Origin of the sequence: Methyloversatilis universalis FAM5, assembly GCF_000214035.2 — a bacterium.
GTDB classification, from domain to species: Bacteria; Pseudomonadota; Gammaproteobacteria; order Burkholderiales; family Rhodocyclaceae; genus Methyloversatilis; species Methyloversatilis universalis.
On the sequence record NZ_AFHG01000045.1, the window covers coordinates 13,195 to 34,044 of the forward strand.

The 20,850-nt window shown below is 61.9% G+C and carries 22 protein-coding genes and 1 rRNA gene; 15 read left to right on the forward strand and 8 right to left on the reverse strand.

Features of this window, described 5'->3' with window-relative positions:
• Positions 1–181: 181 nt before the first annotated feature.
• A complete protein-coding gene (gene icd, locus METUNV1_RS09120) occupies positions 182–1,426 on the forward strand; it encodes an NADP-dependent isocitrate dehydrogenase (protein ID WP_043359561.1) in 1,245 nt (414 codons plus the stop codon).
• Between the two features lie 91 nt (positions 1,427–1,517).
• Here icd and METUNV1_RS09125 read toward each other — a convergent pair whose 3' ends face one another.
• Entirely contained in the window at positions 1,518–1,721 is a 204-nt protein-coding gene (locus METUNV1_RS09125) for a cold-shock protein (RefSeq protein WP_008061041.1), read from the reverse strand.
• Between the two features lie 401 nt (positions 1,722–2,122).
• Between METUNV1_RS09125 and clpS the strand changes: the two genes are divergently transcribed.
• From clpS to aceA, 4 genes are all read left to right on the forward strand, one after another.
• Positions 2,123–2,431 (forward strand): ATP-dependent Clp protease adapter ClpS, encoded by a 309-nt coding sequence (gene clpS, locus METUNV1_RS09130; protein ID WP_008061043.1) that lies wholly within the window; start codon positions 2,123–2,125, stop codon positions 2,429–2,431.
• Position 2,432: 1 nt separating this feature from the next.
• On the forward strand, positions 2,433–4,703 hold the full coding sequence (clpA, locus tag METUNV1_RS09135) for an ATP-dependent Clp protease ATP-binding subunit ClpA (protein ID WP_008061045.1): 2,271 nt from the start codon (positions 2,433–2,435) through the stop codon (positions 4,701–4,703).
• A gap of 109 nt (positions 4,704–4,812) precedes the next feature.
• On the forward strand, positions 4,813–5,292 hold the full coding sequence (gene rraA / locus METUNV1_RS09140) for a ribonuclease E activity regulator RraA (protein WP_008061048.1): 480 nt from the start codon (positions 4,813–4,815) through the stop codon (positions 5,290–5,292).
• A 432-nt stretch (positions 5,293–5,724) separates the two neighbouring features.
• The gene (aceA, locus tag METUNV1_RS09145) at positions 5,725–7,023 is read left to right on the forward strand and encodes an isocitrate lyase (protein ID WP_008061053.1); all 1,299 of its coding nucleotides are present in this window, start codon (positions 5,725–5,727) and stop codon (positions 7,021–7,023) included.
• Positions 7,024–7,150: 127 nt separating this feature from the next.
• Here aceA and METUNV1_RS09150 read toward each other — a convergent pair whose 3' ends face one another.
• The gene (locus METUNV1_RS09150) at positions 7,151–8,098 is read right to left on the reverse strand and encodes a LysR family transcriptional regulator (RefSeq protein ID WP_008061054.1); all 948 of its coding nucleotides are present in this window, start codon (positions 8,096–8,098) and stop codon (positions 7,151–7,153) included.
• Positions 8,099–8,395: 297 nt separating this feature from the next.
• Between METUNV1_RS09150 and aceB the strand changes: the two genes are divergently transcribed.
• Positions 8,396–10,018: a malate synthase A gene (gene aceB, locus METUNV1_RS09155; protein ID WP_008061056.1), complete on the forward strand. Its 1,623-nt coding sequence runs from the start codon at positions 8,396–8,398 to the stop codon at positions 10,016–10,018.
• 249 nt (positions 10,019–10,267) lie between these two features.
• Here aceB and METUNV1_RS09160 read toward each other — a convergent pair whose 3' ends face one another.
• The 3 genes from METUNV1_RS09160 to coaBC form a co-directional block, all read right to left on the reverse strand.
• Entirely contained in the window at positions 10,268–10,648 is a 381-nt protein-coding gene (locus tag METUNV1_RS09160) for a c-type cytochrome (protein WP_008061059.1), read from the reverse strand.
• A gap of 182 nt (positions 10,649–10,830) precedes the next feature.
• Positions 10,831–11,280: a dUTP diphosphatase gene (gene dut / locus METUNV1_RS09165; protein WP_008061060.1), complete on the reverse strand. Its 450-nt coding sequence runs from the start codon at positions 11,278–11,280 to the stop codon at positions 10,831–10,833.
• Complete coding sequence (coaBC, locus tag METUNV1_RS09170; RefSeq protein WP_008061061.1) at positions 11,280–12,485, reverse strand: bifunctional phosphopantothenoylcysteine decarboxylase/phosphopantothenate--cysteine ligase CoaBC; 1,206 nt, start codon at positions 12,483–12,485, stop codon at positions 11,280–11,282. Before coaBC ends, dut begins: the two co-directional genes overlap by 1 nt.
• Before the next feature lie 45 nt (positions 12,486–12,530).
• On the opposite strand from coaBC, the gene radC reads away from it, so the two are divergent.
• From radC to rpmG, 3 genes are all read left to right on the forward strand, one after another.
• Positions 12,531–13,208 carry a RadC family protein gene (gene radC / locus METUNV1_RS09175; RefSeq protein WP_043359565.1) on the forward strand — a complete coding sequence of 226 codons (678 nt, stop codon included), beginning with the start codon at positions 12,531–12,533 and terminating at the stop codon, positions 13,206–13,208.
• 66 nt (positions 13,209–13,274) lie between these two features.
• The gene (gene rpmB, locus METUNV1_RS09180; protein ID WP_026188120.1) at positions 13,275–13,511 is read left to right on the forward strand and encodes a 50S ribosomal protein L28; all 237 of its coding nucleotides are present in this window, start codon (positions 13,275–13,277) and stop codon (positions 13,509–13,511) included.
• A gap of 92 nt (positions 13,512–13,603) precedes the next feature.
• On the forward strand, positions 13,604–13,771 hold the full coding sequence (rpmG, locus tag METUNV1_RS09185; RefSeq protein ID WP_008061064.1) for a 50S ribosomal protein L33: 168 nt from the start codon (positions 13,604–13,606) through the stop codon (positions 13,769–13,771).
• A 134-nt stretch (positions 13,772–13,905) separates the two neighbouring features.
• Here the strand turns inward: rpmG and purM are convergent, their stop codons facing one another.
• Positions 13,906–14,961, reverse strand: coding sequence for a phosphoribosylformylglycinamidine cyclo-ligase (gene purM / locus METUNV1_RS09190; protein WP_043359567.1), 1,056 nt, complete (start codon positions 14,959–14,961; stop codon positions 13,906–13,908).
• A gap of 175 nt (positions 14,962–15,136) precedes the next feature.
• Between purM and METUNV1_RS09195 the strand changes: the two genes are divergently transcribed.
• From METUNV1_RS09195 to METUNV1_RS09215, 5 genes are read left to right on the forward strand one after another with little or no spacing between them, the layout of a single operon-like run.
• Positions 15,137–16,189 carry an AI-2E family transporter gene (locus METUNV1_RS09195; protein WP_008061067.1) on the forward strand — a complete coding sequence of 351 codons (1,053 nt, stop codon included), beginning with the start codon at positions 15,137–15,139 and terminating at the stop codon, positions 16,187–16,189.
• Positions 16,186–16,878 (forward strand): DnaA regulatory inactivator Hda, encoded by a 693-nt coding sequence (hda, locus tag METUNV1_RS09200; protein WP_043359571.1) that lies wholly within the window; start codon positions 16,186–16,188, stop codon positions 16,876–16,878. Before METUNV1_RS09195 ends, hda begins: the two co-directional genes overlap by 4 nt.
• Before the next feature lie 14 nt (positions 16,879–16,892).
• The gene (locus METUNV1_RS09205; RefSeq protein WP_008061069.1) at positions 16,893–17,582 is read left to right on the forward strand and encodes a histidinol-phosphatase; all 690 of its coding nucleotides are present in this window, start codon (positions 16,893–16,895) and stop codon (positions 17,580–17,582) included.
• 5 nt (positions 17,583–17,587) lie between these two features.
• Positions 17,588–18,004: a Fur family transcriptional regulator gene (locus METUNV1_RS09210; RefSeq protein ID WP_008061070.1), complete on the forward strand. Its 417-nt coding sequence runs from the start codon at positions 17,588–17,590 to the stop codon at positions 18,002–18,004.
• Between the two features lie 48 nt (positions 18,005–18,052).
• The gene (locus tag METUNV1_RS09215; RefSeq protein WP_232416224.1) at positions 18,053–18,778 is read left to right on the forward strand and encodes a DUF1826 domain-containing protein; all 726 of its coding nucleotides are present in this window, start codon (positions 18,053–18,055) and stop codon (positions 18,776–18,778) included.
• Positions 18,779–18,835: 57 nt separating this feature from the next.
• Here METUNV1_RS09215 and METUNV1_RS09220 read toward each other — a convergent pair whose 3' ends face one another.
• Positions 18,836–19,069 (reverse strand): hypothetical protein, encoded by a 234-nt coding sequence (locus METUNV1_RS09220; protein WP_008061072.1) that lies wholly within the window; start codon positions 19,067–19,069, stop codon positions 18,836–18,838.
• Positions 19,070–19,421: 352 nt separating this feature from the next.
• On the opposite strand from METUNV1_RS09220, the gene METUNV1_RS09225 reads away from it, so the two are divergent.
• Positions 19,422–20,330, forward strand: a complete 909-nt coding sequence (locus METUNV1_RS09225) for an NAD(P)-dependent methylenetetrahydromethanopterin dehydrogenase (protein WP_043359576.1) — start codon at positions 19,422–19,424, stop codon at positions 20,328–20,330.
• Between the two features lie 235 nt (positions 20,331–20,565).
• On the opposite strand, the gene rrf is transcribed toward METUNV1_RS09225, so the two are convergent.
• Positions 20,566–20,679: ribosomal RNA gene (gene rrf / locus METUNV1_RS09230) — 5S ribosomal RNA — on the reverse strand.
• Positions 20,680–20,850 lie beyond the last annotated feature (171 nt).

Genomic DNA, 20,850 nt, shown 5'->3' on the forward strand with positions numbered 1-20,850 from the left:
CGAGTGAACAATCGACGGATTCTAGAGCCTGCGCGATCGCTGCGGGCTGGAACGCCTGCCGGACCAGTGCTGTCGCAAGGTCACGCGACCGGTGGATATTGGGGGATAATCGTGGGCGCCCGCGGGCGGCAACACCGCCACAGGGACAATAACCAGACAACACACCAAGGAGCTGGATGGCATGAGTACTTCTCACATCAAGATTCCCGCCGAGGGGACAAAAATCGTTGCCGGCCAGCCTGTGCCGGACAATCCCATCATTCCGTTCATCGAAGGCGACGGCATCGGCGTGGACATCACGCCGGTGATGAAGGACGTGGTCGATGCAGCCGTGGCGAAGGCCTACGGCGGCAAACGCAAGATCACCTGGATGGAGGTCTATGCCGGCGAGAAATCGACCCGCCTGTACGGTCCCGACGTCTGGCTGCCGGAAGACACGCTGGCCGCGCTGAAGGAATACGTGGTGTCGATCAAGGGTCCGATGACCACGCCGGTTGGTGGCGGCATCCGTTCGCTGAACGTGGCGCTGCGCCAGGAGCTCGATCTGTACGTCTGCCTGCGCCCGGTGCGCTACTTCACCGGCGTGCCCAGCCCGGTCAAGCAGCCGGAACTGATCGACATGGTCATCTTCCGCGAGAACACCGAGGACATCTACGCCGGCATCGAATGGCAGGCGGAATCGGACAACGCACGCAAGGTGATCAAGTTCCTGCGCGACGAAATGGGCGTGAAGAAAATCCGCTTCCCGGAAACCTCCGCCATCGGCATCAAGCCGGTGTCACGCGAAGGTTCGGAACGCCTGATCCGCAAGGCGCTGCAGTACGCGGTGGACAATGATCGCAAGTCGGTCACGCTGGTGCACAAGGGCAACATCATGAAGTTCACCGAAGGCGGCTTCCGCGACTTCGGCTACGCGATCGCTCAGAACGAGTTCGGGGCGGAGCCGATCGACGGCGGACCGTGGTGCAAGTTCAAGAACCCGAACACCGGCCGTGACATCGTGGTAAAGGACGCCATCGCCGACGCCTTCCTGCAGCAGATCCTGCTGCGCCCGGCTGATTACGATGTCATCGCCACGCTGAACCTGAACGGCGACTACATTTCCGACGCGCTGGCGGCCCAGGTCGGCGGCATCGGCATCGCCCCGGGCGCCAACATTTCCGACAACTACGCGGTGTTCGAAGCCACCCACGGCACGGCACCGAAGTACGCCGGTCTGGACAAGGTGAACCCGGGTTCGCTCATCCTGTCGGCAGAAATGATGCTGCGCCACATGGGCTGGCTGGAAGCGGCCGATCTCATCATCTCTTCGATGGAACGTGCCATCGGCGACAAGCAGGTCACCTATGACTTCGCCCGCCTGATGGACGGTGCGAACGAAGTGTCGTGCTCGGAGTTCGGACGCGCGATGATCGCCCGCATGTGACACGCTGCACGGGCGTCTGCGGACGCCCGCCGCACAAACAAAAAACCCGGCTTGCGCCGGGTTTTTTGCTTTTGATTCCAGAGTACGGGAATCAGGCTGCCTGGATGTTTGCGGCCTGCTTGCCCTTCGGGCCCTGGGTCACGTCGAAAGACACCTTCTGGCCTTCCTTCAGGGTCTTGAAACCACCCATCTGGATCGCCGAGAAATGGGCGAACAGATCTTCGCTGCCGTCATCCGGGGTGATGAAGCCGTAACCCTTGGAATCGTTGAACCACTTAACAGTACCAGTTGCCATTGATCTTATCCTCTCAACCTCTCAAATGAGCCGAAGCTCCCGTACATGTTTGTGTATTTCAAGTTCTGATGTTCTGACCCCGGGAACTACCGACCGAGTCAAGTATCGACAACGGTGCAGGACTGCGACCACTCGAGAGCTTGAATCAAACACAAGGACGGCTTTTAGCCCAGATACAGCGGTCGGTCAACACGTTTCAATGCTGCACCACGGAAGACTTTGACGCACTTTCCGGGTGCGCGGGAACGCTGGCTGCAGGCCGATGTGCGACGTCGAGATGCACCTCTCCGGAAACACGCTGTCCAACATGTTGAGCAGGCCTCTGCGCGCATGCCTGATTGTCGAAAAAACCACGCCGTTTCACGTGTTGCAGAGCGGTTGATTGTGATTAGAATGAGCCCATGGTTACGCGCAGGCAGGACGATTCGCTCCTCGAACTTGAAAAGACCCGGGTCAAGCCCCCACCTCTGTTCAAGGTCATGGTGCTGAATGACGATTACACCCCCATGGACTTCGTGGTCGGAGTGCTTCAGAAGTTTTTCGGCATGAACCGGGAACAGGCGACGCGCGTCATGCTCAAGGTACATACGGAGGGGGCCGGAGTGTGCGGCATCTACCCCAAGGACGTGGCAGCATCCAAAGTGGAACAGGTGTGTACCTTTGCCCGCCAGCATCAGCATCCGCTGGCGTGCGTGATGGAGGAAAACTGAAATGATCGCGCAGGAGCTGGAAGTCAGCCTTCACATGGCTTTTGTCGAAGCACGGCAGAAGCGCCACGAATTCATCACGGTCGAGCACCTGCTTCTGGCGCTGCTCGACAACCCCTCGGCAGCCGAAGTACTGCGTGCCTGCGCAGTGAACATCGACGAGCTGCGCAAGGAACTGTCTGCCTTCATCAACGAGCACACCCCTGTGGTCGATGGCAGCGAGGAAATCGACACCCAGCCGACGCTGGGATTCCAGCGCGTGATCCAGCGCGCCATCCTGCACGTGCAGTCTTCGGGCAAGAAGGAAGTGACCGGCGCCAACGTGCTGGTCGCCATATTCGGCGAGAAGGACTCGCACGCGGTGTACTTCCTGCAGCGTCAGGGCGTCACCCGTCTGGACATCGTGAATTACATTTCGCACGGCATCACCAAGACCGCCCAGCCGGCGGCTGCGGCCAAGCCGGAATCCGAACAGGGTGAGCAGGAGCAGGAAGGCGGCCAGGCAGGTGGCGCGCTCGACAGCTTCACGCAGAACCTGAACGCACAGGCCCTGCTCGGCAAGATCGATCCGCTGATCGGTCGCGACCATGAACTTGAGCGCGTGATCCAGACGCTGTGCCGCCGTCGCAAGAACAACCCGCTGCTGGTGGGTGAAGCCGGCGTAGGCAAGACCGCGATCGCGGAGGGCCTCGCACGCCGCATCATCGAAGGCCGTGTCCCGGACATCCTCGCCGATGCGACCATCTATGCGCTGGACATGGGCGCCCTGCTCGCCGGCACCAAGTACCGCGGCGATTTCGAACAGCGCCTGAAGTCGGTGCTGAAGCAGCTGCTCGACAACCCGAACGCCATCCTGTTCATCGACGAAATTCATACGCTGATCGGCGCGGGCGCCGCATCCGGCGGCACGCTGGACGCCTCCAACCTGCTGAAGCCGGCGCTGTCCTCCGGTCAGCTGAAGTGCATCGGTGCGACCACCTACACCGAGTACCGCGGCGTGTTCGAAAAAGACCACGCACTGTCGCGGCGCTTCCAGAAGATCGACGTGAGCGAGCCGAGCGTCGAGGAAACGGTGTCCATCCTGAAGGGACTGAAGTCGCGCTTCGAGCAGCACCACGGCGTGAAGTACTCGGCGACCGCGCTGTCGTCGGCGGCCGAACTGTCGGCCCGCTACATCAATGACCGCCATCTGCCGGACAAGGCGATCGACGTGATCGACGAAGCCGGCGCGGCACAGCGCGTGCTGCCGAAGTCGAAGCAGAAGAAGGTGATCGGCAAGACCGAGATCGAGGAAATCGTCGCCAAGATCGCGCGCGTACCGTCGCAGCACGTGTCGAACGACGACCGCTCGGCGCTGCGCAACCTCGACCGCGACCTGAAGAACATGGTGTTCGGGCAGGACAAGGCGATCGATGCGCTGTCCACCGCGATCAAGATGTCCCGCTCCGGTCTCGGCAATCCGAACAAGCCGATCGGCTCCTTCCTGTTCAGCGGCCCCACCGGTGTGGGCAAGACCGAGGTGGCCCGCCAGCTCGCCTACTGCATGGGCATCGAACTGATCCGCTTCGACATGTCGGAGTACATGGAGCGTCACGCAGTGAGCCGGCTCATCGGGGCGCCCCCGGGCTATGTCGGCTTCGATCAGGGCGGCCTGCTGACCGAGGCGGTGACCAAGAAACCGCACGCAGTGCTGCTGCTCGACGAAATCGAGAAGGCGCATCCGGACATCTTCAACATCCTGCTGCAGGTGATGGACCACGGCACGCTGACCGACAACAACGGGCGTCAGGCGGATTTCCGCAACGTGGTCATCATCATGACCACCAATGCCGGTCAGGAAACCCTGCAGAAAGCGGTCATCGGCTTCACCGCCGAACGTCAGCCGGGCGACGAGATGGGCGACATCAAGCGCATGTTCACGCCGGAGTTCCGCAACCGGCTGGACGCCATCATTTCGTTCAAGCCGCTGGATCGCGACATCATCCTGCGCGTGGTCGACAAGTTCCTGATGCAGCTCGAAGGCCAGCTGCAGGAGAAGAAGGTCGACGTGGTGTTCTCCGAAACGCTGCGCGACTGGCTGGCCGAGGCGGGCTTCGATCCGCTGATGGGCGCCCGCCCGATGGCCCGCCTCATCCAGGACACCATCCGCTCGGCACTGGCGGACGAACTGCTGTTCGGTCGACTGACCAGCGGCGGCAAGGTGACCATCGACCTCGACGCGGACAAGAAGGTGAAACTGGTGTTCGATACCGAAGAGGAAGCGGCGACGGCCTGAACGCCTTCCCGGTCAGACAGGAGGCGGCCATAATGGCCGCCTCTTTTTTTGCCTGCGGCACTCGTCTCCCCGACGACCATGCCCCTCCCCCATTCGAAAGGAGCGTTCCATGACCCTGTCCACCGCCGACCTCTGCGACCAGTTTGAAAGCGAACTGCGCATCTGTGCGCCGATGTTCCGCAGCTACGGCGGACGCACGTCATTCGGAGGACCGATCACTACGCTCAAGCTGTTCGAGGACAACGGTCTGGTGCGCAAGGCGCTCGAAGCGCCGGGCAATGGCCGGGTGCTCGTGGTCGACGGCGGGGGATCGATGCGTCGCGCGCTGGTGGGTGACCAGATCGCTGCGCTGGCGGTCAAGAACGGCTGGGCGGGAATCGTGGTGTATGGCTGCATCCGCGATTCGGCCGCCATCGGCGAAATGGACCTCGGCGTGTTCGCGCTCGGCACCCACCCGCTGAAGACGGTCAAGCGCAATGAAGGACAGGCCGATCTGACCGTGAGCTTCGGCGGCATCGATTTCGTGCCGGGGCACCACCTCTACGCGGATGGCGACGGCGTCATCGTCAGTGCGCGCGCACTGATCTGACCGCGCTCGGCCCGGAGCACCTCCGGGGCTTTCGCAGCGCACAACTTTCAGAAGAAATTTCTGCACTTTTTCACGCCAGGCAATACAACAAAAGAACAAGTTGTTGTTTTCATTGAAAACACAACTTCTTATGTCTTATACAAGACCTCTTGTTGCTTTGCCAAAGCCTCTTTATACTGGCGTTCGTCACGACAGCTGTCCGGTTGCACACGCCGGACGGCTTCCCGGGCGCCCGATCTGATTGCTCCCAAACGCTGCAACAGGTCCACGCGGGTTTCGTGCATCGGCCCGCATCGGTTCTACAGGCCGAAAGATGAACGGTCATCGCAACCGGTCATGGGTGTCAGCACCATCAGCAGCTTTTATTGAGTCAGGGCGTACGGATGGCAGGTCGCCGTCTGTTCGGGTTGTTTTTTTATTCGAGGACATGCAATGAGCACGAAAGAACAGGAAATCGCCGCAATCCAGAAGGACTGGGACGAGAACCCCCGCTGGAAGGGCATCAAGCGCGGCTACACCGCAGCGGATGTCTACCGTCTGCGCGGCTCCTTCCCGGTCGAGTACACGCTGGCCCGCCGCGGCGCGGAAAAGCTGTGGGATCTGGTGAACAACGAGCCGTTCATCAACTGCCTGGGCGCACTGACCGGTGGTCAGGCCATGCAGCAGGTGAAGGCCGGCGTCAAGGCGATCTACCTGTCGGGCTGGCAAGTCGCTGCCGACAACAACTCGTACGAAGCGATGTACCCGGACCAGTCGCTGTACCCGGTGGATTCGGTGCCGACCGTGGTCAGCCGCATCAACAACAGCTTCAAGCGCGCTGACGAAATTCAGCACGCCAAGGGCGTCCACAAGGGCGACAAGGGCTACATCGACTACTTCGCGCCGATCGTTGCCGACGCCGAAGCCGGTTTCGGCGGCGTGCTGAACGCCCACGAACTGATGAAGGCCATGATCCGCGCTGGCGCGGCAGGCGTTCACTTCGAAGACCAGCTGGCGTCCGTGAAGAAGTGCGGCCACATGGGTGGCAAGGTGCTGGTGCCGACCCAGGAAGCCGTGCAGAAGCTGATCGCTGCCCGTCTGGCCGCTGACGTCTATGGCGTGCCGACCCTGATCCTGGCCCGTACCGATGCGGAAGCCGCCGATCTGCTGACCAGCGACTGCGATCCGATCGACAAGCCGTTCGTCACCGGCGAGCGCACCGCCGAAGGCTTCTACAAGACCAAGAAGGGTCTGGACCAGGCCATCTCGCGCGGTCTGGCCTACGCGCCGTACGCCGACCTGATCTGGTGCGAAACCGGCACGCCGGACCTGGCTTTCGCCAAGGCCTTCGCCGACGCGATCCACGCCAAGTTCCCGGGCAAGATGCTGGCCTACAACTGCTCGCCGTCGTTCAACTGGAAGAAGAACCTCGACGACGCGACCATCGCCAAGTTCCAGCGCGAACTGGGCGCCATGGGCTACAAGTACCAGTTCATCACCCTGGCCGGCATCCACAACATGTGGTACCACATGTTCGATCTGGCCCAGGACTACGTTGCCCGCGGCATGTCGGCTTACGTGGAAAAGGTTCAGGAGCCGGAATTCGCGGCCCGCGACCGCGGCTACACCTTCGTGTCGCACCAGCAGGAAGTCGGCACCGGCTACTTCGACGACGTGACCACCACCATCCAGGGTGGCACTTCGTCGGTGACCGCGCTGACCGGTTCGACCGAAGAAGAGCAGTTCCACTGAAATGCGCCGGGCCCGCAGTCGCGGGCCTGATGCAGCGAAAGGCCATCCGGCTTGCGCCGGATGGCCTTTTTATTTGTGCGTGGGGGACACCAAAGGCACTCGCTGTCCCTGCCCCACACCTCTCCGCTCAGGTTTCCGCCGCCACCGGCAGTTCCGGCATGTAGGCACCGCCGGATTCCCAGTACGCCAGATCGCCGTAGGTGATCTTCAGCAGATCGACGAACAGGCGTACGCGCAGCGGCAGATGACGGCGCTGCGGAAACAGCGCGTAGATGCCCATCGGCGGCGCGGCAAAGTCGCCCAGCACCTCGACCAGAGATCCGTTCGCCAGATCCTCCCGGATCTCCCAGTAGGAGCGCCAGGCCAGTCCAAGTCCGCTCAGCGCCCAGTCACGAAGTACCGCGCCGTCGTTGCACTCGACCAGATGAGTGATGCGCAGCGTGATCGGCTCGCCGTGCGCCATGAAACTCCAGCCCCGCGCCTGCGCCCGGTTCGGACCGAGGCCAAGACAGCGGTGCTGCAGAAGGTCGTAAGGGTGGCCCGGTTTGCCGTAGCGGGCCAGATAGTCCGGGCTCGCCACCACCACCCGCCGGGTTTCGCCCAATTTGATACTGATCATGCTGGAATCGGGCAGGCTGCCGATGCGCACCGCGCAATCCACGTTTTCATTCACCAGATCGACCATGCGGTCGGTCAGATCCAGTGAAATCTTGACCTCAGGGTTCAGGCCCATGAAGCGCTTCACCAGCGGCGCAACGTGCCTGCGACCGAAGCCGGCCGGAGCGCTCACGCGCAGAAGCCCGGTCGCCCTGGCACCGCCCGCCGTGACGGCGGCATCCGCATTCGCCATTTCGTTCAGGATGCGCTGGCAATCCTCCAGATAGGCGCTGCCTTCGTGGGTCAGCGTGAGCTTGCGCGTCGTGCGCAGCATCAATTTCACGCCCAGCCGTTCTTCCAGCGCATCGATACGGCGACCGATCACGGCCGGCTGCACGCCTTCGAGCTTCGCTACCGCCGACAGACTGCCGTGAGCCGCGACCGAAACGAAGGACTCCATCTCCTTGAAGCGATCCATTTTGTACTAAAAGTAAAAGATAAATGTACTTCAGGAAAGCTTAACGGATGCATAAGGAAAGTCTAGTATTTGTGCAGATGCAGCAATTCATGCCGGGCACAACCTGGTCTGATGCATCGGACGTTAGACCCCGGTCCTCCCGTCCGCACCGCGCGCAACCCGCTCGCTGCGGCACACCCGCCCGACGACGGCACCACCGCCGCCGATCGGGTGTGAGGGACGGCCACCCTGTCCGGAGCACGGAGCAAGCACGCTCACGTCATACCGGCTCTCGAACCGTTATCGGAGCGTACGCACATGACTATCGCTGAATCTGCAGACAAGCTGAACCGGGCCATGGAACTGCCCGAAGGTGTGAGCATCGCCGCTCCGGTCAGCGCTGAATACCAGTCCATCCTGACTTTCGAAGCGCTTTCGCATCTGGCCCAGCTGCATCGCCAGTTCGAACCGCGTCGCCGCGAACTGCTGGCTGCCCGCGTGACACGCGCCGCCGAGCTGGATGCCGGCAAGCCGATGGACTTCCTCGCCGATACGCTGCACGTGCGTGAAGGCAACTGGAAGATCGCCCCGCTGCCGAAGGCGCTGGAGCGTCGCCGCATCGAAATCACCGGCCCCACCGAGCGCAAGATGATCATCAATGCGCTGAACGCCGGTGCAGACAGCTACATGAGCGATTTCGAGGATTCGAACTCGCCGTCCTGGGACAACCAGATCCAGGGCCAGATCAACCTGCGTGACGCAGTGCGCGGCACGATCAGCGTTGATTACAAGGGCAAGGAATACAAGCTCAACGAAAAGGTGGCCGTGCTGCAGGTGCGCCCGCGCGGCTGGCACCTCGACGAGAAGCACGTGACGGTCGATGGCCAGCGCGTGTCCGGCGGTCTCTTCGATTTCTGGCTGTACTTCTACCACAACGCGAAGGAACTGATCGCCCGCGGCGCCGGCCCCTTCTTCTACCTGCCCAAGCTGCAGAGCCACCGCGAAGCGCGTCTGTGGAACGACGTGTTCGTCGCGGCACAGAAGCTGGTGGGCATTCCGCAGGGCACGATCAAGGCCACCGTGCTGATCGAAACGCTGCACGCCGCGTTCGAGATGGATGAAATCCTGTACGAACTGCGCGAGCACAGCGCCGGCCTGAACGCGGGCCGCTGGGATTACATCTTCAGCTGCATCAAGGTGTTCCGCAACAACCGCGACTTCTGCCTGGCCGACCGCAGCAAGATCACGATGACTGTGCCTTTCATGCGCGCCTACGCGCTGTCGCTGATCAAGACCTGCCACAAGCGGGGCGCACCGGCGATTGGCGGCATGAGCGCCCTGATCCCGAACAAGAAGGATCCGGAAGCGAACGAAAAAGCGATGGCCGGCATCCGTTCCGACAAGCGTCGCGACGCGACCGATGGCTATGACGGTGGCTGGGTGGCGCATCCGGGTCTGGTCGAAGCCGCGATGGAAGAGTTCGTGGCTGTGCTCGGCGACAAGCCGAACCAGATCGAGAAGCAGCTGGATGTGAACTACGGTGCGGCCGACCTGCAGGATTTCCGTCCGGAAGGCCCGATCAGCGAAACCGGTCTGCGCACCAACATCAACGTCGGCATCCAGTATCTGGGTGCCTGGATGGACGGCAACGGTTGCGTGCCCATCCACGGCCTGATGGAGGATGCGGCTACCGCAGAAATCAGCCGTGCGCAGGTGTGGTCGTGGATCCGCAGCCCGAAGGGCATTCTGGATGACGGCCGCAAGGTGACCGCTGACATGGTGCGTGGCCTGATTCCGCAGGAACTGGACAAGATCCGTGCCCTGCTCGGCGATGCCTACACCGAAACCTACGCCCGTGCCGCCACGCTGTTCGGCGACATGTGCGTGTCCACCGAACTGGAAGACTTTCTGACGCTGCCGGCTTACGAACGCATGGAGTAAGCCTACCCCACGCAGCATCATGGACGGCGCCCCAAAAGGGCGCCGTTTTTCGTTCACGACGCTGCGCTGCGGCCGCAGCCGGAGGACCGCGGCGCTGCCCACGCTCCTGCTCACCGGACAGATCTGTTGTCCCCGGCCACAAGCAGACCACGGATTGATACAAAACGGAGAAAACAGAGGGCGAAAAAAAAGCCCGCTCTCCGGCGGGCTCTTGCTTCGGCAGGGGCGGCGGTAACCGCCCGCCTGGCATCACTCCATCGGATTGACCTTGCCCGGAGCGATCTTGCCGTCGGAACGGCCCTTCAGGTAAGAAAAGAGGCTGTCGATCTTCTCGCCCTTGAGGAAGGGATGCGGAGGCATGCCGCGATCAGCGTGCGAACCATCAACGACGATGCCGATGAATTCTTCCTTCGTGTACTTCTTCAGGCCTTCGATCAGCGACGGGCCGACCATGCCTTCCTGATTCGCGCCGTGGCAGCGCTCACAGGCGGCCTGACGCCACACCTTCCAGCCGTTCAGCGTCTTGGCATCGACCTTGTTGCCTTCGGCAACCTTGTACGGCGCTTCCTGCGCCATGGCGGTGGAAGCCAGCGCTGCCAGCACGACGGCGGCGAGTTGTTTACGAATCACAATCAGCTCTCCTCAATTGATTGATGGGTGTTGCAAGTGGGCAAAACGATCAGTCCGGTCAATAGGATTACATGACCTGCGAAGGACCGGGAATAAGTGTCGGCTTATGGCTGGCGCTTTCCAGAACTCGCAAGCTTACCGTGCAGCCCTGATTAAAAAAAGAGTCTCAAGCCTTCAACCGATCAACGGCTACCGGTTGAGCCAAAACCGCCAGAACCACGCTGCGACGCAGCAAAATCGCTGACCTCGTTCAGCCGGACCTGTACCACCGGCACCACCACGAGCTGCGCGATCCGCTCCAACGGCTCAAGGACAAATTCGTGCTGTCCGCGGTTCCACATAGACACAAATATTTGCCCCTGATAGTCGGAATCGATCAGGCCCACCAGGTTGCCCAGCACAATGCCGTGCTTGTGTCCCAGACCCGAGCGCGGCAGCACCAGTGCGGCCAGACCCGGATCCTCAAGATGGATGGCGATGCCGCTGGGCACCAGCAAGGTGTCACCCGGTCTGAGCACGACAGAAGCGTCGACACAGGCGCGCAAATCCAGCCCGGCGGCACCTGGCGTGGCATAGGCGGGCTGCAGCGTGCGCAGCCGCTCATCGAGAATCTTGTAGTCGAGCACGGACATCAGGCTTCTTTCATCAGACGTGAAACATGTTCGAGGATGGCGCGCGCCACCTCGGTCTTGGCGGCACGCGGCAGAGGATGGCGGCCGTGATCGTCATACAGCACCACCTGATTGTCATCACTGCCGAGACCATCGCTCACCAGGTTGCCGACCACGAGCGGCAGCTTCTTGGCCACGCGCTTGCCCTGGGCGTAGGCGTCCAGATCGTGGCTCTCGGCGGCGAAGCCGACACAGAAAGGTGCATCCGGCCTCGATGCGACAGCGGCCAAAATGTCGGGGTTGCGCACCATGTCGATCGACAGGGTGTCGGCACTTTTCTTGATTTTCTGCGCGCTGGGCGCGACAGGACGGTAATCGGCGACCGCCGCGACCGCGATGAAAAGATCCGATCCGGCGCAGCGCGTCATCACCTGCGCATGCATTTCAGCGGCGCTGCGCACGTCGACACGTTCGACCCCGTATGGACACGGCAGTGCGGTAGGGCCGCTCACCAGGGTGACGCAGGCGCCCGCTCTGGCGGCCTCCAGCGCCAGCGCATAGCCCATGCGACCGGAACTGAGGTTGGTCACCACCCGCACCGGATCAATGGCTTCCGAGGTCGGCCCGGCCGTGATCAGCACGCGTTGCCCGAGCAGGCGCTTGGGCGTGAAATGAGCACGCACGGCCTCAAGCAGCACCTCGGGCTCGACCATGCGGCCAAGACCCACTTCGCCACAGGCCTGCTCGCCTGCGGCCGGGCCCACCACGAGGGCTCCATCCTCCCTCAGCGTATCCATATTGCGGACCGTGGCCGGGTGTTCCCACATCTGGCGGTTCATGGCCGGCGCCACCATCAGCGCACAACCGGTGTCGCGTGCCAGACACAGCGTAGTCAGCAGATCATCGGCGCGGCCCTGAACCAGACGGGCGATGCAGTCCGCGGTGGCCGGGGCTATCAGGATGAGCGAGGCATCGCGGCTCAGGTCGATGTGAGCCATGCCGTTGGGCATGCGCGCATCCCACAGGTCGGTCCACACCGGTTCGCCGGTAATGGCCTGGAAGGTGGCGGCGCCGACGAAATGACCGGCCGCTTCGGTCATGACCACGCGCACGTGCGCGCCGTCCTTGATCAGCAGGCGGGCCAGTTCGGCCGCCTTGTAGGCCGCGACACCGCCGGTGACGGCCAGCACGACGGAACGTCCGGCCAGCTCGGGCTGTGCATTCATGACAATGGTGTATCCTGCGCCAGTTCGACCACGGATTGTAACGCGATGGCGATCAAGGACTGGAGCGAGGACCACAGACCGCGCGAGCGGCTGCTGATGCACGGCGCGGAGGCCCTGTCAGCAGCGGAACTGCTGGCCATCTTCCTGCGCGTGGGCGTGGCGGGGAAATCGGCGGTCGAGCTGGCGCAGGACCTGCTCGGCCATTTCGATGGCAGCGTGGTCCGTCTGCACAACGCCAGCGTCGCCGAACTGTGCCGAGTCAAGGGCATGGGCAGCGCCAAGGCCGCACAGTTGAAGGCGACGTTCGAACTGGCCCGCCGCGGGTTACACGAACAGCTGGAACAGCGCGACGCCTTCACCTCTCCGCAGACGGTGCGCGACTGGCTGATGCTGCGGCTGGCAGGCCTGAACCACGAAGTGTTCATGGTGATGCTGCTGGACGCTCAGAACCGCCTGTTGCGCGCGGTCGAACTGTTCCGCGGCACGCTCACGCAGACCAGCGTCTATCCGCGCGAAGTGGTAAAACTGTCGCTGGCGCACAACGCGGCGGCCGTCATCCTGGCGCATAACCACCCGTCCGGCCTGGCCGAGCCTTCGCGCGCCGACGAGCTTCTGACCCAGACGCTGAAGCAGGCGCTGGCACTGGTGGATGTGCGGGTGCTGGACCACGTCATCATCGGCAGCGGCGCAAGCTGCTCGTTCGCCGAACGCGGAATGCTCTGAAGAACTTGAACAAACCGGGATCGATCCGCTATAATCGCGAGCTTTTCCGATTCTGGAGCTCGAAACATGTCCCGCGTTTGCCAAGTTACCGGGAAGTCGCCGATGGTGGGCAACAACGTTTCCCACGCCAACAACAAAACCAAGCGCCGCTTCCTGCCCAATCTCCAGCAACGCCGTTTCTGGCTGGAGTCCGAAAACCGCTTCATCAGCCTGCGCGTCAGCACCAAGGGTCTGCGCACGATTGACAAGAAGGGTATCGAAACCGTGCTCGCGGAAATCCGCGCTCGCGGCGAAAAGATCTGATCCGGAACCCCGCGTTCCGAACAGCACGCATTTCCGGCCGCGCCGGATTAACCAATCCGGCTCTGCCGGCATAGACAGGAAGGAAAGACGTCATGGCCAAGGGCGGACGCGACAAGATCAAGCTGGAATCGACTGCCGGTACCGGCCACTTCTACACCACGGACAAGAACAAGCGCACCACGCCGGAAAAAATGGAGATCATGAAATTCGATCCCAAGGCGCGCAAGCACGTGATGTACAAGGAAACCAAGCTGAAGTAAGTTTCCCAGCCATCCACAGGGATGGCCGAAGTGCAATAAAAAACCCGCCGTCGGCGGGTTTTTTATTGCCCGGATGATCGAAAACAGTCATCCGCCGCACGGGCCAGGGGGCGCAGGCGCCCCCGAAGCCTGTATCAGCGGACGACCGTCTGCGCCTCACCCACTGCGCAGCGCTGGATGCGACCGATGCGGTATACGGTCTCCCCGGCGGTCGTCAGCGACTGGACCGCACGGTCGGCATCCGCCGCAGACACGATCACCACCATGCCGATACCGCAGTTGAACACGCGGTACATTTCCTGTTCAGCTACATTGCCCGCCTCGCGGAGCCAGGCAAACAGCGGCGGCAACGGCCAGGCGGACGCGTCGATATGGGCAGACAGGCCGGCCGGCAGCACGCGCGGCACGTTGTCCAGCAGACCGCCGCCGGTGATGTGGGCCATGCCCTTCACCAGGCCCGGCGCTTCCTTCATCAGCGCGAGCAGCGGCTTCACGTAGATGCGGGTCGGTTCGAGCACGGTTTCACGCAGCGTGCGGCCGTGGAAATCCGCATTGAGATCCGGTGCGTCGCGCTCAAGAATCTTGCGCAGCAGCGAATAGCCGTTGGAATGCGCGCCGCTGGACGCCAGACCCAGCACCACATCGCCTTCGGCGATGGTTTCGCCGGTGATCAGCAGGCTCTTTTCTGCGATGCCGACCGCGAAGCCGGCCAGATCGTATTCACCGGCCGGGTACATGCCCGGCATTTCGGCCGTTTCACCGCCGATCAGCGCACAGCCCGCCAGTTCGCAGCCACGAGCGATGCCGCCGACGACGCGTGCGGCGGTATCGACATCCAGCTTGCCGCAGGCAAAGTAGTCAAGAAAGAACACCGGCTCTGCGCCCTGCACCAGGATGTCGTTCACGCTCATCGCAACCAGATCCTGACCCACCGTGTCATGGCCGTCGAGCTGGAAGGCCAGCTTGAGCTTGGTGCCCACGCCGTCGGTACCCGACACCAGCACCGGTTCGCGGTAGTTCTTCGACACCTCAAACAGTGCGCCGAAACCACCGATGCCACCGATCACCTCCGGACGCATGGTGCGCTTGGCCAGCGGCTTGATGCGCTCGACCAGCGCATCACCGGCATCGATGTCCACACCGGCGGCGGCGTAACTGAGAGGGGCTCGGGAATCAGTGGATGAAGTCATGACATATGGGGCGCAAGGCGCCGTGAAAACAGGATGAATGGACGGGATTGCAGCGGAATCTTGCTAAACTGCGGGGCGTTTTTGCACCGCATTCGCGCATTCCGCCCCAAGGGTGCGCATTCTACCCCTGCCCGCCCCTGCCATGACCTCTCCCGGCATCAACCGCAAACAAACCTTGCTGTGGGCAGGTGTCGGTGCGGCCATCGTCGGCGTGCTGTGGCTGCTCGGACCGACGCTGTCGCCCTTCATGCTCGGCCTGGTGCTCGCCTACATCTTCGAACCGCTGGTGGATCGGCTGCACCGGCGCGGCGTGCCCCGTACGCTCGCGGTGGTGCTCACCATCCTGCTGGTGATCGGGCTTCTGGTCGGTCTGGTGCTCATCCTGGTACCGGTGATACAGCAGGAAGTACGCACGTTGATTGAACGCCTGCCGACCTATCTGACCGCCGCGCACGATCAGCTCATTCCCTGGCTACAAACGCACTTCGGCATCAGCCTGAAACTCGACGTCGACAGCCTGAAGAAATTCATCGCGAAAAACTGGAGCAGCGCTCAGGATTACCTGATGCTCGTGCTGGAGTACGTGAGCAGCCGGAGCACCGTCATTCTCGGCGTAATGGCCAATCTGCTGCTGACGCCGGTGGTCATGTTCTATCTGATGCGCGACTGGCGTGAACTGCGCCAGCGGGTCAGCAAGCTGGTACCCCGTCCGTGGCTGGAACGCACGCTGTCGCTGGCCGACGAGATCGACGCCGTGCTGGCGGAATTCCTGCGCGGCCAGCTGTCGGTCATGGTGGCACTGGCGCTGTTCTACAGCATCGGTCTGTGGATCGCGGGCGTTGATTACGCGTTGCCGCTCGGCCTGCTTTCCGGCCTGCTCGGCTTCATTCCGTACGTCGGATTTTCCAGCGGCCTGCTGCTGTCGCTTCTGGTCGCGGCGCTGCAGTTCCAGGGCTGGTCACCCGTGATCGGTGTGGCCATCGTGTACGGTCTGGGTCAGGTACTGGAAAGCTTTGTGCTCACCCCCTGGCTGGTGGGTGACCGGATCGGCCTTCACCCGCTGGCAGTGATTTTTGCGTTGATGGCTTTCGGCCAGCTGTTCGGCTTCGTCGGCGTGCTGGTCGCGCTGCCCGCCTCCGCGGCGCTTCTGGTCGGACTGCGCGAAGTGCGCCGGCATTATTTGGCCAGCGGTTTCTATCAGGGCGACTCGCCCAAGATCATCGAATGATGCGTCAGCTGCTGCTCGACATCCGACCGATCGCCGCCCCCAGCCTGAACAATTTCGTCGCCGGCGGCAATCGCGACCTGCTGGCCCATCTGCGCGCGATGGCTGGGGATGAGCCGGGCTCGTCCGTGTATCTGTGGGGTGACAGCGGCAGCGGCCGCACCCATCTGCTGCGCGCCCTGGCCGCGGAATCAAAAGCGCGCGGGCTTTATCTGGAAGTCGATCAGATCAACTTCACCGCGGCGGACACGTTGATCGGCGCGCTCGAAGCGACACACGCGAAACTTTGGCTGTTCGATGACATCCATCTGCTTGAACCGGATGCGCAGATCGCACTGTTCCGTGCCGTCAATCTGGCGCACGCCCGTGGCGTGACCGTGGTGGCGGCCGGCAACAGCGCACCGCGCGACCTGCCGCTGCGCGAGGATCTGCGCACCCGCATCGGGCAGATGCTGCCCTTCTGCATACAGCCGCTGCACGACGAGGAACGCATCGAACTGCTGCACGCGCACGCGGCCGCGCGAGGCATGAAAGTCGATCAGGAGGTCTTCGACTACCTGCTGCGGCACGGCCGGCGCGACATCCGCTCGCTGCTCGGCATCCTCGACCTGCTGGACGAACACTCACTGACCCGCCAGCGCCCGGTAACCCTGCCCCTGCTGCGCGAAGTCATGCAGACAAGACTGATCTGATACGGACACGATTCATGGAACTGGTACTTTTCGACCTCGACAACACCCTGCTCGCCGGCGATTCGGATTTCGAATGGGCGCAATTCCTGATTTCAAAGGGCGTGCTCGACCGCGAGGTCTATGAAGCCCGCAACACCACCTTCTACGAACAGTACAAGGCGGGTACGCTGGACATCCACGAATTTCTCGATTTCCAGCTGGCGCCGCTGTCCCGTCATCCTCGGGAACAGCTGGATACCTGGCATGCGGAATTCATGACCAGCCAGATTCGTCCGCGACTCACCGACGGCGCGCGCGGTCTGGTGAACGTTCATCTGGAAAGCGGCGCGCTGTGCGCCATCGTGACCGCCACCAACAGTTTCATCACCGGTCCGATCGCACGCGAGCTGGACATTCCGCATCTGGTCGCCACCATTCCCGCACAGTCCGACGGCCAGTTCACCGGCAAGCCGCGGGGCACGCCAGCTTTCCGCGAAGGCAAGATCGAGCGGGTCGAGCGCTGGCTGGAAGAACTGGGACTGTATTTCGGCAGCTTCCGGCGCACGACTTTCTACAGTGATTCGCTCAACGACCTGCCGCTGCTGAGCCGCGTCACCCATCCCGTGGCGGTTGACCCCGATCCCACGCTGCGCGCCCACGCCACCGAACACGGATGGCAGATAATGCATCTGCACACCGGTGAAGCCGTACCTGGCGAGGCCTGAACGACGTGGAGCGCAATACCCGACAGCGTGTCGCCATTCTCGGTGCAATAGAAGCCGCGGGCCGGCCGCTGTCGCCCACCGAGCTGCATGGCATGGCGCGCAGCGAAGCACCTGCACTCGGCCTGGCGACCGTCTATCGGACGATCAAGTCCCTGCTGCAGGAGCACCGGATCAGGGAAGTGAGCCTTCCCGGCGAACCGGCGCGCTACGAAGTGGCTCATCTCGGCCACCATCATCACTTCAAATGCACCTTGTGCGACCGGGTATTCGATATCGCCGAATGCACGACGGACTGGAACGCACTTGCGCCTGCAGGCTTCACCGTTGAAGCGCACGACGTGACGCTGTTCGGGCGCTGCAGCGACTGCCTTCATGACAGCAGCGCGGCCTCGCCCACGCATTCCCCTCTTCACGAACACTGACCGAGCCCGACCATCCGAAGTGCCCGATGGATCGGGCCCGAGTCAGCGGTGAACGCCGCCGGCAGAAGAACATCCGGATGGCCCGCACTCTCGCTCATCCTGCAGTATCATTTGATAATGAATTATCAAATGCAAAAAAGAATCCGCTCTCTGGAGCTTCCTCCCATCCCATCCGTCCGTTGGGAAAACGCGGATGCCTTCGCGGATCTTTCGCGAATCCTTGAGCCTTTGGTCAACCTGGTGCGCTTGCATCGGGCCGTACCACACGGTATTCAGAGCTACCTGAATGCGCTCGATGAAGCTGGCATCAGGCTGAACTGCGTTCGCAGCGTAGTCCTCCCTGGCGACCCCTTACCCGAAGATGCGCTTCCCGATCTCCCTGGACGGGACGCGCTGCAGAGTGAGATACAACGCCTGTCTGAACTGCTCGCCGATCTGACAGGTTGCCCCAAGACAGGCATACGGATCGAAATGCCCGATCAGCCGATGTGTCCGCGCATGCACGTCGATCACGTCACCTTGCGTCTGATCACGACGTGGCGGGGACCCGGCACGGAATGGCTGGACGAGGCAGGCACTGATCGCCGCTTACTGGGCAGCGACCACGTGATCCGCGAGCGGGCGGCCGTTCATCGCGCCAACACAGGCGACATCCTGATTCTCAAGGGCGAGCGCTGGCCCGGCAACAGCGGACTCGGCGCGGTACACCGCTCCCCGCCTGCAGAAGGAACCCAACAGCGACGCGTACTGTTCGCCTGCGACGCCGTCTGGTGAGCGGAAGCAACACAACCCGGAAGCGCCTGGGCGGCATTAGCCCTGCTTCATAGAAAACTAGCCTGCAGGAACGCCCGTACGATTCACCTGGCTGTAGAAGATCTTCTGATTGTGCAGGCTGCCCAGCAGCTCATTCAGCTCGTGGATCAACGCATCATTCTCCGCGCTGGCAGAGGCAATCCCCTCTGCGATTGCAGGGTGTGCAAGTCGACCGATCTGGTCTCGCAGCGCATCCTCAATCAGATCGATGTGCCGGATGGTGAGCTGAAAGGTTTTCTGATGCTTTGACATGACGGTCCTCCCTTAAGCCGTCGCCTCGTGAGCGCCGGACGGTGTCAAGAGCTGACAGAGTAACCCTTCCATACCGGACTACAAGCCCTGGAAGCGACATTCCTGTCGCCGCACGCCAGGAACGGTCTTTGAGGTTCGGAAAGGACGAAAAGGTCTGACGCACCGGCCCACTCACTCTGTCCATTCATAGCGCCGCCGTCTCGATCCAGTCCGAAAGACCAGGGGCCGATGCGTCTCCTTCATTCAAGTTGCCCTACCCCTCGTCGATATGACAGGTCTGAAGGTCGACTCCGCTGCATTCCGCGCGGGCAGGCCTCAGCCACATGCCATGGTGGACAGAGGAGACAACAAGATGACCCAGCGCATACTCTATTTTCTTGTGCCCGGCAGCAATATCAGTCCGTTCGACGTCACCATCGCAGCGGATGCGGGCTTCGATCTCGTGATTCCACTGACCGGCATCCGTCCTGAAAACGTAACTGCACTGGTTCAGGACGCCATCTTCTGCAGGCCACCCAATCGGTTCAACGATACCGGGATATTCATCGGCGGACGGGATGTGCACATGGCGACCGACATGTTTCAGTCGGCAAGAGGCGCCATGGTCGGCGAATTCAAGGTTGGAGTATTTGCGGATCCAAACGGCGCCTACACGACTTCCGCCGCCGTGGTTGCTTTGGTCGAAAAGGCGGTGCAAGAACGCACGGGTGCAGGCCTGAGCGGACGGACGGTTTCGGTATTCGGTCCGGGGCCGGTGGGTTTGTGCACTGCAATCCTTGCTGCGCGTCAGGGCGCACGCACACGTCTGTGTCAGCTCACCGCAGACGATGACGCCAAAGCGGCATTGCGATTCTGCGAACGCTACGAGGCAGAAGTCGAATGGGTCTCAGCGGAAACTCACCGAGATAAGGTGAACATCGTAAGCGACACGGAGATCGCGATCAGCGCTGCAAAAGCCGGGATACGCATTCTCGACGCCGAGGTACTTCAGGCCGGGGGCAAGCTCATTGCCTGCGCAGACACGAACGCTGTGCCTCCTTCGGGGATTGAGGGCATCGGCGTCAACGACAAAGCCGTTCCTGTAGACGTTGGCCCCGCGCATTTCCTGAGCATCGGCCCGCTCGCAATAGGCAGCCTCAAGTACAAGACACAATTTGGACTCTATCGTCAGATCCAGACCAGCCCCGTCGCTGCTCAGATCGACTTTCCGGAAGCGTATGCATTTGCCTTGAATGAACTGGCTCAAGGCAAAGGGAGTTGAAACAACGCTGGTGAGATTGACGAAAATCTTACTGAAAAGAGGCAGACATGCTTCAGATGTCTGTCTCTTCTGTTTCTACAGCCGTTCGAGAAGGAACCCGGACAACGGAATACTGAAAAGTTGAGGCTGCCAGCATGCTGTTGCGCGCCGCGTTGTGTGTTGGGCGTGATTTTGGTGTTTTAGAAACACGAACGCCCGATCACTGGGTTGTGATCGGGCGTTGTGTTGAAGGGTAGCCTGGCGCTGACCTACTTTCGCGAGCGGATTGCTCACTATCATTGGCGCGGCTGCGTTTCACGGTCCTGTTCGGGATGGGAAGGGGTGGTTCCACAGCGCTATGGGCACCAGGCTGAAGCTTGTCATGCAGGCTCGAGGTGCATCGTGCCTGCATGTGGAAGAAGTAAAGGATATGGGGTGATTGTGTGCGCGAGGCACTTTTGATCACCGGTGCAGATTCAACGTTTTGTTGAGCACACGGTTATAGGGTCAAGCCGCACGGGCAATTAGTACTGGTTAGCTT

Excerpts from the sequence above, each read along its gene's own strand:
- icd (WP_043359561.1), top strand. The coding sequence starts at position 182 with ATGAGTACTTCTCACATCAAGATTCCCGCCGAGGGGACAAAAATCGTT.
- METUNV1_RS09125 (WP_008061041.1), bottom strand. The coding sequence starts at position 1,721 with ATGGCAACTGGTACTGTTAAGTGGTTCAACGATTCCAAGGGTTACGGC.
- clpS (WP_008061043.1), top strand. The coding sequence starts at position 2,123 with ATGGTTACGCGCAGGCAGGACGATTCGCTCCTCGAACTTGAAAAGACC.
- clpA (WP_008061045.1), top strand. The coding sequence starts at position 2,433 with ATGATCGCGCAGGAGCTGGAAGTCAGCCTTCACATGGCTTTTGTCGAA.
- rraA (WP_008061048.1), top strand. The coding sequence starts at position 4,813 with ATGACCCTGTCCACCGCCGACCTCTGCGACCAGTTTGAAAGCGAACTG.
- aceA (WP_008061053.1), top strand. The coding sequence starts at position 5,725 with ATGAGCACGAAAGAACAGGAAATCGCCGCAATCCAGAAGGACTGGGAC.
- METUNV1_RS09150 (WP_008061054.1), bottom strand. The coding sequence starts at position 8,098 with ATGGATCGCTTCAAGGAGATGGAGTCCTTCGTTTCGGTCGCGGCTCAC.
- aceB (WP_008061056.1), top strand. The coding sequence starts at position 8,396 with ATGACTATCGCTGAATCTGCAGACAAGCTGAACCGGGCCATGGAACTG.
- dut (WP_008061060.1), bottom strand. The coding sequence starts at position 11,280 with ATGTCCGTGCTCGACTACAAGATTCTCGATGAGCGGCTGCGCACGCTG.
- coaBC (WP_008061061.1), bottom strand. The coding sequence starts at position 12,485 with ATGAATGCACAGCCCGAGCTGGCCGGACGTTCCGTCGTGCTGGCCGTC.
- radC (WP_043359565.1), top strand. The coding sequence starts at position 12,531 with ATGGCGATCAAGGACTGGAGCGAGGACCACAGACCGCGCGAGCGGCTG.
- rpmB (WP_026188120.1), top strand. The coding sequence starts at position 13,275 with ATGTCCCGCGTTTGCCAAGTTACCGGGAAGTCGCCGATGGTGGGCAAC.
- rpmG (WP_008061064.1), top strand. The coding sequence starts at position 13,604 with ATGGCCAAGGGCGGACGCGACAAGATCAAGCTGGAATCGACTGCCGGT.
- purM (WP_043359567.1), bottom strand. The coding sequence starts at position 14,961 with ATGACTTCATCCACTGATTCCCGAGCCCCTCTCAGTTACGCCGCCGCC.
- hda (WP_043359571.1), top strand. The coding sequence starts at position 16,186 with ATGATGCGTCAGCTGCTGCTCGACATCCGACCGATCGCCGCCCCCAGC.
- METUNV1_RS09205 (WP_008061069.1), top strand. The coding sequence starts at position 16,893 with ATGGAACTGGTACTTTTCGACCTCGACAACACCCTGCTCGCCGGCGAT.
- METUNV1_RS09220 (WP_008061072.1), bottom strand. The coding sequence starts at position 19,069 with ATGTCAAAGCATCAGAAAACCTTTCAGCTCACCATCCGGCACATCGAT.
- METUNV1_RS09225 (WP_043359576.1), top strand. The coding sequence starts at position 19,422 with ATGACCCAGCGCATACTCTATTTTCTTGTGCCCGGCAGCAATATCAGT.